Genomic DNA, 12,281 nt, shown 5'->3' with positions numbered 1-12,281 from the left:
CATCGAGCATCACACAACGGGAGACCTGGGGACCATGGCAAAGCGTCGCGATGAGCTCGCTGCCTATACGTTCGCTCGCAAGCGCACCGTCGCGGCGTTCCTGGCGCCATCACCGGGGGGCTCGGACGAAGGCGCGCCGCGTCCCATGCAGACGGTGATGCCCAGCCTCGCGGTGGGCGTCGTGCTGGTGGTGGGCTTCATCGCCTGGGGCGTGATCAAGCCGTCCGCGCCGGCAGGCTGGGACACTCCCGGCGAGTACATCATCGTCGACAGCGACTCCACGACGCGCTACGTCGTCCTCAAGGACAAGGCGACGAACGGCAAGGAGACCCCGACACTCCACCCCGTCCTCAACTACGCCTCCGCCAAGCTCCTCCTGGACAAGGGCAAGGGCAGCGTCATCGAGGTTCCCGGCAAGGAGATCGACAAGAGCGGCATCCCGCACGGGGCGACCCTCGGCATCCCGTACGCCCCCGACCGGCTGCCCGCCGCGGCGGACGCGGAGAAGGCCAAGACCTGGGCGGTGTGCGAGCGGCCGGCCCCCGGATCGGACGACGCCATCGACCGTGCCGTCTTCGTCCTCGACGCCGACGACGCGAAGGCGCTGGGGAACGACGGGAAGGTCGACGCCCGCGAGGCCCTGTACGTCATCGACCCCAAGACCTCGCGCGAATACCTGGTCGACGGCAAGGGCAACGCCTTCCTGCTGGGCGGCCCCTCCGGTCTCGACAGCACCACCATGGAGCAGCTGCGCGCCGCGGTCATCGGTACCACGGCCAAGCCGCAGCCGGTGAGCCAGCAGTGGCTGCACACCCTCAACGAAGGCGGCCTCATCACCTTCCCGACGGTTGCGTCCGCGGGCCAGCCGACTTCGGTCTCGGGGCTCCCCCAGGAGGCACGGACGGTGGGCCGGGTGCTCAAGGCGCAGGACGCGCAGGGCACTCAGTACTACGTCGTCCTGCGGGACCGGGTCGCCGCCATCACGCCGTTCGTGGCCAACCTGCTCAAGAGCTCGCCGTCCGCCAAACTGGCGTACGGGACGGACGCGATCACCGACATCCGGGTCGACACCCCGGACATCATCGCGGCCAACGGCGGCCAGGCGGACACCTTCTACGCGGACAAGGGCTGGCCCCAGACCGTTCCCCGGCAGGCCAACCCCGCGGCGACGGCGACGGAGGAGGCCCGCACCACCTCGTGCAGTGTCTACGACGGCACCATCGGCGAGGGCAGGAAGCCGCAGCTCGCCGCCTGGGCCGGGACGGCCTACCCGAAGAAGGTCGTCGCGGATTCGCTGAGCGCCTACGTCTCGTCCGGCTCCGGGCTGCTCTTCCAGGAGGTCACGGGGACGGCGCAGGGAGGCGGTGCGACGTATCTGCTGACGGACACGGGCCTGCGCTACTCCCTGCCGTCGAACAACGACAGCGCCGCGCAGGGCAGCGGCACCGGCTCGTCCTCTTCGGGAGACGCGAGTTCCTCCTCGGATGGGGCGAGCGAGACGGACAAGGCGCGCACCCGGCTGGGCTACGAGAAGGTGTCCAACCCCGCGGTCGTGCCCCAGTCCTGGGCGACGTTCATCCCGAAGGGCCCCACCCTGGACACCGGCAGCGCGGCACAGCCGCAGAGCCAGTGACAGGCCAACTGGCCGAAAGCAGGCCCTACTTGGCGGTGGTGGATCACAGGATCATCGCTCAACTGTGTGAACCCTGTAACGCATAGCCCTTGCTTGTGGATGTGTGACGGCCGGACGATAGAGTGCTTTCAGCGCTCACGGATGGGCCGCTTCTCCGGGGTACTGGTGCAGGTTTCCCGGATCAACGACGACATGGGGGAAGGTTCAACATGGCCGGCCAGTTCCGGGTAACAGAAGACGAACTGACGAAGCTCTCGGGCGACATCAACACCGTGAACGGTCAGCTGCAGGGCGAGATCCGCCGCCTCAACGGAGTGATCGACCAGATCGCGGGCGGCTGGCAGGGCCAGGCGGCCCAGTCCTACCACCAGCTGCAGGAACGCTGGAACACGGACGCGAAGAGGATGAGCGACATCCTCAACGACATCAAGGAAGCGGTGGACTCCACGCGGAGCAACTACTCCGCGTCGGAAGAGCAGCAGAACTCCGAGATCAGCAAGATCATGTCCGACTTCGGCTGAGCCGAACGCCTCAGGACTCGACTCTTCCTGCTCTCCAGCGCTCTTCACCACTTTCCACGGGTGACACCGGTTGCCACCGATTGCGACCGGTTGCCACCGATTTCCTTCGACTCTTCCTGAAAGGGAACGACGATGTCGGGCATCCTCGTAAATTACGCCACCATCACCAACGCGTCCTCGGACGTGCGCACCACCGCCGGTCGCATCAAGCAGCAGCTCGACGACCTCGAGGCCGCGGTCAAGCGCGTCGCCAACACCTGGGAAGGCGAGGCCCAGGAGGGCTACCAGCGCAAGCAGCGCGAGTGGGACAAGACCGCCGCGGACCTGCACGCGACGCTGCTGAAGATCGCCGCGGCCCTGCAGAACGCGGCCGAGAACTACCAGGCCACCGAGAAGAGCAACGCCTCGACCTGGGGCTGAGCCGTCGGCGGCCCGAGGGACATGAGATGAGGAGAATCGGCCCAGCCGACGCCGCGGCGTCCGCTGGGCCGAGCCCTTGTCCGGGGCCGGTGCACAGTAAATCCCTGGAATCTCCACACGCGTCGGCGCATCTTCACCTACGTACACATGACCAAGCTTCGAAGGAAGCAAGGAAGCAAGAAAGCCCTCAGGGCGGAACACGGGGGACCTGAACATGCGGGGCACGACCGCTAGTTCGCGTAGCCGCACCGCTGGAACCCGCGCAGTGCGGCGGGCCTTCGGCGTGCTCGCAGCCACGGGAATCTGCCTCGCACCGGGTACGCCGGCACTGGCCGGCCCGGCGCCGGCCGTCCCGGCGGTACCCACCCACCTCACCGACTCGGACCCCGGCTCCGGCGACACGGCCACTACCGAATGTGCGTTCGGCGGCCCCGTCATCAAGTCGACGCCGTGGGCACTCCAGCGGATCCTCCTGGACCAACTGCGCGCACAGGCGACGGGCAGGGGCGTCACGGTCGCGGTGATCGACACGGGCGTGGACAGCTCCAACCGCCAGCTGAGCGCAGCCGTGGCGTCAGGCAGCAAGTCCTACGTCGGCGGCTCCGGCACCCAGGACCTGGAAGGCCACGGCACGCGGGTGGCGGGCATCATCGCGGCTCGTCCGATGAAGGGTACGGGTTTCGAGGGCATCGCTCCGGACGCCAAGATCCTTTCTCTCCGCTACACGGGCGGGGAGAACAAGCAGGGCAACTCGGGGACGATGGCCTCGGCGATCCGCGACGCGGTCGCCAAGGGTGTGGACATCATCAACATCTCGTCGGACACCGCGAACAAGAAGGACGACCCGACCCTGCGGAGCGCCGTGGCAGCGGCCGTGAATGCGGGCGCCTTGATTGTCGCCGCCGCAGGCAACGACGGAGCCGACGGTAAATCCGCGGACACGTATCCGGCTTCGTACCCGGGCGTCCTGGCGGTGGCGGCCTCCGATCGCAACGACGAACGCGCCTTCTTCTCACAGGCGGGCGACTTCGTCGACGTGGCGGCACCGGGCGTCGGCATGGTCTCCACGGTCCCGAAGGGCGGCCAGTGCACCGCCGACGGCACGAGCTTCGCGGCCCCGTACGTCGCGGGCGTCGCGGCCCTGCTCAAGGAGAAGCACCCGAACTGGACGGCGGCCCAGATCGCCACGCGGATCGAGCAAACGGCCCAACGCCCGGGCCGCGGCCCCAACCGCTTCACCGGCTGGGGCGTCGTCGACCCGGTCGCCGCACTGTCGGACGACTCGACACCGGGTTCGTCCCCGACGCCGGATCCGCCGGTGAAGGCTGGGTCTGGCGGAGTCATTCCGATGGCGGTGACGATGGGGGAGAGCGAGGCGGAACGGCAACGCCGGATCGCCGTGTACGTACTGGGTGCCGGACTGCTCTTGGTGGGCGTGGCTGCGGGGAGCGGGGTGGCTGTGCGGGATTGGCGGAGCAAGCGAGGCGAACGGGACGGAACGGGCGGTCGGGCTGGTCGGTCTGGCCGCGTCGGGCGTGCTGGGCTGTCGGGCTAGGCGATGACTTGGGCGCCAGAAGTTGGCGCGGACAACTCGGAAAACAGGGGAGAGGACAACGGGGTATGAGCAACGGAATGCGGGTCGATCTGAGTGCGCTGGATGAGGTCATCCGCAAGCTCAACGGCCTTCTCTCGGACATGGACAACGCCCACAACAAGGCCAAGTACGAGACGGACATCCCAAGCACTGCGTTCGGCAGCATGAAGTTCCTGGAATCAAACGACCTTCATGACGCCCACCAGAAGCAGAAGACCCGGATCGAAACCATGATCAAGGACCTGCACCAGCTGATCGACGACTTCAGCACGAGCACCTCCAAGGTCAGGGACAAGTACAACAACCAGGAGCACGCGAACAAGCAGGGTGTCACTGCTGCTCCAAACGGCGGGTCCACGGGTTCGGCCTACTAAGCGGCCACACTGACGAAGGGGGACTTCGACGATGGTCTACGGCGGCGAGTACTACAACAATCCTGAGTACATCAAGGCTCAGGAGCAGGCGCGCGAGCAGCGCATCAAGGACAAGCACGACGAGAAGCTCGAATCGCTGTCCGACGGAGGTATGGGCGGCCCGGACCGCAGCCAGATCAAGACGCCCTTCATGAAGATGGGCATCCCTGAGCTGCGCTCCATGATCCTGGACGCGGACCCAAACCGGATCTACGAGGTCAGCCAGCACTGGAAGTCGGTCCACAACACCCTGTCGGGTGGCGACGGTGACGCGAAGACCGGTGGCGTGGACCAGGTTTCCGCCAAGGACAGCGTCGCGGGCATGATGCAGAGCGCGGTCGAGAACGTCCTGGAGCACTGGCAGGGCGAAGCGGCCGAGGCATTCCGCAAGAAGGCCAACGAGATCCTGCAGAACATCCGCAATGGGGCTGCGTGGGCGAATCACTACGCGGAGACCATGCACGCCGTGCAGAACGACCTGCGGACGTCCATGGAGAAGATGCGGGACGTCAAAGAACCGTCTGGCTGGGACAGGGCCTGGGACAAACTTACGGACGATGATCGTAGTGATAAGCAGCTGCTGGAAGACATCAACAGGGGCGTGAGTACGGACGCTGCGCGGCAGGCGAACGCCGACTCTCTGTCGAAGGGCAAGGAGGAGCAGCTTAAAGGGGTGGCGATCATGGAGCAGCTGGCGGTCAACTACAAGGCGTATGCACAGAGGCAGCCTTACGATGCTGGTAAGGAGGACCCGTTCTCCCCTCCGAACCCCAATACGCCGATGCCTCCCCCTATCACCATGCCCCCTGCTGGCGGCTCAGGCCCCCGTACTGGAGGCAGCACCGCTAAGCCGTGGAGCGCAGGGCCGACCACCAGCATCAAGCCGGCCCCCACGGTGCCCCTGCCCCGCGACAAGGGCATCGCGGGCGGAACCCAACTCCCCACGGGCGGAACGCAACTCCCGACTGCCAAGACGAACGTGGACAGCATCACGCCCGGTCTGACGGGACCCACTCCTGGCACCGGCCCTGCAGGAGTCGGCGGCGGTGGCGTCGGAATCGGCACTGGCGGGGCTCAGGGCCCAGGCATTGTGGCTCCCGCAGGAGGACTTGGTGTCGGCGGCAGTACCGCCGGTCGTGGCGGCATCGGAGGTATGGGTGCTCGCGGTGGCGTGACTGGTGGCGGTGCGGCAGCAGGTCGGGGCGCCGGAGGCCGAGCTGGCATGGGCGGCATGGGCGGCGGAGCCGGCGCGGCTGGCCGAGGGGGTGCTGGCATCGGCGGCCGTGGAGCACTTGCGAAGGCTCGTGGCGGTGTGGTCGGCGCCGCCAAGGGGGTCGGCAAGGGCACCGGTGGCGGTGCAGGGCTGCACGGCAGTCGTGGCGGAACCCAGCGCGGCGGCAAGGCTGGCGCTATGGCCGGTGGTGCGGGCGGCCGTAACGGCCGACGGTCCGAGGAAGAGACCACCCGCGGCGAGCGTCCCGACTACCTGGTCGAGGACGAAGAGACCTGGATCTCGGAAGAGGACCGCAACCGAAACGTGCCGCGAACCATCGAGTAAGCCAACAAACGGGCCGGACAGAATGTCATCCGTCCACGTATGAGGGCTGGCGCAGCCAACAGCTGAGTGAGGAGCAAGGAATTGGGTTTCAAGCGAGTCTGGACCACGACAGGAGTCGTGGCGTTGACGGGAGCCTTGCTCCTCACTTCAGCCCCAATCGCCTCGGCAGACGCCGTACGGGATGCGCAATGGCCCCTGACGGTTTACGACGCGGAAAAGGTTTGGAAGACTTCACAGGGGGCGGGAGTAACCGTCGCTGTGGTCGACTCAGGGGTCGAGGCCAACCAACCTGATCTCACAGGACAAGTCTTGGCCGGTAAAGACTTTACTGGTGGCGGAGATCCTCACAATGATACTGATGGTCACGGAACTGGAATGGCGAGCCTAATTGCTGGCCATGGACATGGTCCGCACCATTCCGCCGGCGTGATGGGTTTGGCGCCGAAGGCCAAGATCTTGCCGGTGAAGGCTCCGGCGAGCGCGGGTACTGAAACCTGGGCTGCTGGTGTCCGCTACGCGGTGGATCAGGGAGCGTCGATTATAAACCTGTCATTCGGTGACAGCAGTGCGTATCCGGGATCGGCGGGTGCCGAGGCCATTAAATACGCTCAAAAGCATGATGTTGTAGTAGTGGCAGCTACAGGCAACGACTCAGGAACCGTGAGCTATCCGGCTGCCCTTCCTGGAGTAGTGGCTGTTTCAGCTGTGGACAAGGACCTCAAGTACTGGTCCAGCTCAAACAAAGGGAATGTCACTGTCGCAGCGCCAGGCGTGCAAACAGCTCAGGCTGATCCGACTACCCGCAGCGGTTACGCGGTGGCGGACGGAACTTCTGGCTCCGCTGCCTACGTCTCAGCCATCGTGGCGCTCCTTCGATCCAAATACCATGACCTAACAGCAGGTCAGATCATCAACCGACTGGTCAAGTCGGCGTCGTTCCTGAACAACACGGGCAGGACGGCCCCAGACAAGGAACTCGGCTACGGCATCGCCCGCCCGGGCTCTGCGCTAACGATGAACATTCCCGCAGGCTCGAAGGAGGGCCCCCTCGCCCAGGCCTCGCCGCCCACGTCCACGAACTCCGGTAGTGCCTCGACGGGCAATGACGGTACGAACCCGGTCAAGAACGAGAAGAAGTCCTCCTCGGGCAGCATCTTCCTCATCGCCGGCATCGCAGCCCTCGTGGTCGTCATCGCGATCGTCTTCGCGGTAATCCGCAGCCGCCGCAACCGAGGTAGCGGCGGCCCCAGCTCCGGCGGCGGAGTCCCACCTCAGGGCGCGGGCTACCCGCCTGCCCACCAGCCTTACCCCAATGCAGCTTCCAACCAGGGGTACCCAGCTCCTCCGGGACAGTTCCCGCAACACCCTAACCCCTATACCCAGCAGCCCCCGAGCCAGGGACAGTAAGGTAATTCTCAGCCGGAGCGGCTGTGAACTCGGAACGGTCCGCGGAATCCCAAGCCGTCACCTCGATGAGGCCCTCACGTGGGATATCCCAAGCGACCCCAGGATAAGTGTTCGCTCGGTGGGATCCAGTTGGCCACCAGGGAGCCTGGAAACAACGACACGACAGCGAATCAGCCCGAGAAGGGACTCTCCTCAATGGGTGCCATCGTCCCTATTGTAGGCATCATCGGCATCGGAGCCGTGATTGGCGCCGTAGTCGTCTTTACCGTAATTCGTAGCCGCCGCAACTCAGGGACCAGCCCCGTCAAGCCTGGGATGGAAACTTATTCTCCTCACCTGGGTTACCCGCCGCAGCAGCCGATCTACCCACCCGCCCAGCAGTCGTACTCCTCAGGTCCTAATCAGGGATACCCCGCTCCTCCCGGACAGCCGACCCAGCCTCCCAACCCATACGCCCACTAAACCATATTCCGTGGGCAATGAATCTGAATTGCTGCTTGAATGAGGGGCAATAGGGATCCCATTCTCGCTGCGGCTCCAGGCTCAGTGGATACCTAAAGGAGGGGAGGTCTCATGGCGGGGTACTACAAAGTGGAGCTGGACTCTCTCGCCGGTCTCATCACTCAACTCGGCGAATGTGTCGACGAAATGCGCTCTGCGATGAGGGCGCTGAAAGATATCGGGCTCAAGGGGACTGGACTGGCAGAGCTAGAAAAGGCTTGCGATGACTTCCAGGAATCATGGGGTTATGGTATTGGCCTTATTGCAGACGCGGCAGATGGGGTAACCAAAGGGCTTGCCGAGACAAAGAATGCCTATGAAGCCATCGAAAAGAAGATCGCTGAGGAATTCAACGTCCCCGGTGATTAGCCGGAATTATTATGCTGACCCGCCCAGGCGGCGCATCGCCCCCTAAAGGAGGGTGATGACCGAGCGAGCGCGATATGCAGTACATCGAAAGGGGCCATGGCCGACGTGCCCGGTAAGAGTCCTGCATCCGATGCGACCACTGATTCCGACGAATCAGTGGCATTCCGATTCCAAACACAGCCAGAGTTTCATGAGGTCCCACTCGGGATCGGTATAGAGGAGGATGCGCTCGATGAGCAGATGCGCTCCTTTGCCCGCGACTACTGGGGAGACAGAGAGGATTGGGAGCCTCTTCGTAGAATGTTCGCGGCCGTCCATACCGCTAACGCGCAGCAACTCTCTTCCCAGGGGGTCGTGTACCACGCACTGGGAGTATTCCCCATCGGCGGCACGGCAGATGGAGCCGTGCCGCCCGAACGGATCAGTCGTTGCACGCTACTCGTCAGCACAAGGGAGTTGGGCAACTCGAATCCCGTCGTCAGCGCGGCTGGGATCGCGAAGGCACTGGCCCAATCGAATCCTGATGGTGAAGTTCTGCCTGTCAGAATTCCAGCTGGCCCTGCCGTTATTAGTGTCGGGGCGTCCCGTGCGGTGTGGACTCTTCCAGACGGGGGGGAACAGGAGCGTTTCCTTGTTCGCATCGAACTCTGGGTCCCCTTTCCAGCCGACAACCGGCTCCTTTTGTTTTGTTTGAGCACTTCAGACGTGGATGACCTTTATCGGTACCAGGCCATCTTGGCCGACATTGCGGACACGATTTCCTTCGGTGACGTGAAGAGAGATCGCGATGTTATAGCGGCAAGCGCCCACGATATAGGTGCCACCTTCGGGTGAATGCGCCAGGAGGAAGAGGAAGAACTTATGGGCCCGCAATCCTTCGACGCGCTCGGATTTAACCCCGCCCCGGGAAGTCCGGAATCTATGGAGATGCTCGCCGCGACTCTTAGTAAAGTCGGGAATCAGCTCAACAGCACCCACAGTACTCTGGCGCGTATTGGCAGACCTGGAGGTATTTGGGAAGGAGACGCAGCTGAGGGATTCTCCAAAAAGGTCGGCGAACTGCCGAAGTATCTTGAAGATGGCCATAGTTCACTTATCGAGGCTGCGACTGCGCTCGCCAAGTGGAAGTCGCAGCTGATTGATTTCCAGATGCTCGCTTCCCGCTATGAGACCGAGGCAGAAGAAGCGCGTCGGGCGCTACAACAGGCTGAGAATAATCCAGATCTGAAGCTCGCTGGTCAGGTTTTCGAAACAGATGAGGCACTGCAGAACGCCCAGCAGCGTCTTGATTTCGCCTCTAGGAAGGTGAACGAGGCCACGGAATCGCTCAACACGATTCTGCGAAAGGCTCAAGAGTTACTCAGGGAACATGAAGAGGGCGCACGTATGACGGCTGCCGTCATACGCATGGCCTCCGAGCGGGCGCCGGATACGCCCGGGTTCTTCGATCGCTTCATGGACCTCCTGAAGGGCATCGGGGACAAAGCCCAGGATTTTGCGAATGACATCTATAAGTGGCTCAAGGAGCATGCCGACACCATATATAAGATCGGTGACTGGCTGGGCTGGGCCAGTGCGGCATGTGATGTTCTTGCGATCATCTTCTCCGAGACGGTTATTGGAGCCGTTGTCTTTGAAGCAATTGGTAGGGTGCTGAACGCTGGAGCTTTTGCCTTTCATGCGGGTGGCTGGGCGCTAGGGGCCAAGAAGGGCTCCTGGGTGGACATCGGTCTCGACCTCGTGGGATTCGTTCCCTTCGGTGACTTGGCGAAGGTCGGAAAGACGGGGCTAGGCGCGCTCAAGGGCGTGACGATCCCACTGCATGTAGCGGAAGCCGGATCAAAGGCAGCGGATTCCCTCAAGCGTGCGGATGATCTCGTACGCGAAGTAGGTGGAACCGCGCGGAACTTCATCGAAGAAGACGGCATGCGTTCCCTCGGCGTGGTGGGCGGAAAAATCGATGCAGTAAAGATCACTGCAGATAATTTCAAAGATCGTCTCGCAGTGTCGGTTGCCAGGCATTTTGGCGATGCTAGCCTGTATCGGGCCGCAAGCGGGAAGTTCGGCGGTGTGTTGGACCAGACGATTCCGAAACTGGTCGAGAGCACACCCTTGGGTCGTATCCCTGCTCTGGCAGATTCGGTCAAGCCGATCATGAACGACGCGGGAGAAGTCGTTGGTAAGTACGTCGATCCTCGCTCGTGGCCGGCACGTGGTTACGAAGCCGTCACCGGGGCGCGGAACCTGTACAAGGAGGGTGTCAGGATCGCAACAGGCGACGTCGAGTACCTGTCGGATAAGGTTCACGATACAGTTGGTGAGATTCGTGATACCACGGGCAAGGTTTTCGATGGCATTAGAGACTTTGGGTAGCATGCAGCGGACGGGCTGTGGGGATGAATGCGAATAGAGCTGATCTATTGATGGCCGCACGGCCCTCGAAGTCTCTGGCGGTCGCGCGCCTGCGCTACGCAGCGCAGTGGCTATGGTTCCCCCTATTGGCAGTGCTGTGGCTGGCGCCGTACACCATTGCGTTCTGCTTGTATGTTGCTTTTCTTCCTTTCTGTATGGTATGGGGCCTTGACGCCCCGGGCCTGCCCGGGAGCGGGCGTCGCTTTCGCTGGCGGAGGCGCATGTGGCTGGACCGCAAGCGCATGCAGAGGGAGGTTTCCACTGATCTCCTTTGGCTGGAGGATCAACTCAGGGCCCTGTTCGACGGCAGGGTTCCCATCCTGCTGGGGCGGCAGAGCAGCGGAACGCTGTGGCGACACCGGGACGGGCGGGTAGAGATTCATAACAGTTATTTCCGGCAATTGGGGGCGACGCGAGCACTACAGGTGGCTCGTGAATACGGCTACGTGCCAAGTGGCGATGGAATGAAAGAGATCCCGCGGTGGCTCGTGTTGCGCCGAGTCGATGACATGCAGGGAGTGGGAGCGGGCGGTCGGGCATGAACTACATGAGGATGCTGCACAGATTGACGGTCGGTGGTGATGGAGACAAAGCCGTTCGAGGGCGGTACCTCAGGACTGGGCAGTACCATCACGAGGGTGCTGGGGGCGCGGAGAGCCGAGCAACGGAAATTACCTTGCCATCGAGACTAATGCCGGGGGAGGCACTTTCTGGCAACCCACGATGACCATTTCCCGTACCCGAAGCCCCGTGACCCGGGTGATCCTCTGGATCTGCGGATGCATCGCCGCGTTCGTCGCCGCGTTCTGGGCCGTCACCGCGACCGCCGATCTCGCTCTTTCCGCGGGCGTCTACGGCACGCCGGGCACGTACAGGGTGGAGAACTGCTACGACACGAACGACAGCCGCAAGAACTCTGACATCTCCTGCTACGGGGAATTCATTCCGGAGGGTGGCAGCGCCGACGACGCCGTCTATGTGCTCCTCAAGGACACCGGGCACGACTATTCGGACGGCACCGAGTTCGACGCGCGACAGGGGCTTGAGCCGCAGATGATTCAGCGAGCCGGGCTCAGGGGCGTCGTGGGGGAGCTGTGGCAGGTCGGGTTTGCTGCGGCCGCCCTCTGCTGGCTCGCGTACCTGGTGATCAGGCCCCCCAAGTCGGGCAAGCCGCACCGGAGCCGGGAGACTTCGCGGCGCGAGAAGGCCGCCCAGCGGGTGGGCTTCGGTGCCGTCGGCGCCATCGCTGTCGGTGTCCTGGGCTGGATCGCCAACCTGCTGGAGTCGATTGCTTCCTAGCCTCGCGCTTTCGCGAGTGTGAGTGTCCGAGGCTTGATCAAATAAGCGAAGAGTGCTTCTGACCTGCAATGCCGGTGAGTTAGGGCATCAGTGCAGGTCAGATGGGGTGCTTGGTGACTCTCAGTGTGTAGTGGACGTTACTGGGAGTGCGGGG

The 12,281-nt window shown here is 63.5% G+C and carries 11 protein-coding genes; all 11 read left to right on the top strand.

Annotated features, from left to right (window positions below; all coding sequences use genetic code 11):
- The first annotated feature begins 34 nt into the window (after positions 1 to 34).
- The 11 genes from eccB to AB0N14_RS24140 all read left to right on the top strand — a co-directional run bounded on the left by eccB (position 35) and on the right by AB0N14_RS24140 (position 12,127).
- Entirely contained in the window at positions 35 to 1,633 is a 1,599-nt protein-coding gene (eccB, locus tag AB0N14_RS24190) for a type VII secretion protein EccB (protein WP_366027790.1), read from the top strand.
- 209 nt (positions 1,634 to 1,842) lie between these two features.
- Positions 1,843 to 2,154, top strand: coding sequence for a WXG100 family type VII secretion target (locus tag AB0N14_RS24185; protein WP_366027789.1), 312 nt, complete (start codon positions 1,843 to 1,845; stop codon positions 2,152 to 2,154).
- 132 nt (positions 2,155 to 2,286) lie between these two features.
- Positions 2,287 to 2,574 (top strand): WXG100 family type VII secretion target, encoded by a 288-nt coding sequence (locus tag AB0N14_RS24180; protein ID WP_200422694.1) that lies wholly within the window; start codon positions 2,287 to 2,289, stop codon positions 2,572 to 2,574.
- A gap of 283 nt (positions 2,575 to 2,857) precedes the next feature.
- The gene (gene mycP / locus AB0N14_RS24175; RefSeq protein ID WP_366027788.1) at positions 2,858 to 4,129 is read left to right on the top strand and encodes a type VII secretion-associated serine protease mycosin; all 1,272 of its coding nucleotides are present in this window, start codon (positions 2,858 to 2,860) and stop codon (positions 4,127 to 4,129) included.
- Positions 4,130 to 4,194: 65 nt separating this feature from the next.
- Positions 4,195 to 4,542: a hypothetical protein gene (locus AB0N14_RS24170; RefSeq protein ID WP_366027787.1), complete on the top strand. Its 348-nt coding sequence runs from the start codon at positions 4,195 to 4,197 to the stop codon at positions 4,540 to 4,542.
- 31 nt (positions 4,543 to 4,573) lie between these two features.
- Complete coding sequence (locus tag AB0N14_RS24165) at positions 4,574 to 6,139, top strand: hypothetical protein (protein WP_366027786.1); 1,566 nt, start codon at positions 4,574 to 4,576, stop codon at positions 6,137 to 6,139.
- 117 nt (positions 6,140 to 6,256) lie between these two features.
- Entirely contained in the window at positions 6,257 to 7,546 is a 1,290-nt protein-coding gene (locus tag AB0N14_RS24160; RefSeq protein WP_366027875.1) for a S8 family serine peptidase, read from the top strand.
- Positions 7,547 to 8,119: 573 nt separating this feature from the next.
- A complete protein-coding gene (locus AB0N14_RS24155) occupies positions 8,120 to 8,416 on the top strand; it encodes a hypothetical protein (protein WP_366027785.1) in 297 nt (98 codons plus the stop codon).
- A gap of 96 nt (positions 8,417 to 8,512) precedes the next feature.
- Positions 8,513 to 9,250: a hypothetical protein gene (locus AB0N14_RS24150; RefSeq protein ID WP_366027784.1), complete on the top strand. Its 738-nt coding sequence runs from the start codon at positions 8,513 to 8,515 to the stop codon at positions 9,248 to 9,250.
- The gene (locus AB0N14_RS24145; RefSeq protein ID WP_366027783.1) at positions 9,251 to 10,789 is read left to right on the top strand and encodes a putative T7SS-secreted protein; all 1,539 of its coding nucleotides are present in this window, start codon (positions 9,251 to 9,253) and stop codon (positions 10,787 to 10,789) included. It abuts the gene before it with no gap.
- Between the two features lie 789 nt (positions 10,790 to 11,578).
- Complete coding sequence (locus AB0N14_RS24140; RefSeq protein ID WP_366027782.1) at positions 11,579 to 12,127, top strand: hypothetical protein; 549 nt, start codon at positions 11,579 to 11,581, stop codon at positions 12,125 to 12,127.
- Positions 12,128 to 12,281: the final 154 nt, after the last annotated feature.

Origin of the sequence: Streptomyces sp. NPDC051104, from assembly GCF_040682835.1 — a bacterium.
Lineage (GTDB): Bacteria > Actinomycetota > Actinomycetes > Streptomycetales > Streptomycetaceae > Streptomyces > Streptomyces cynarae.
This window is presented reverse-complemented; position numbering and strand designations above follow the sequence as displayed.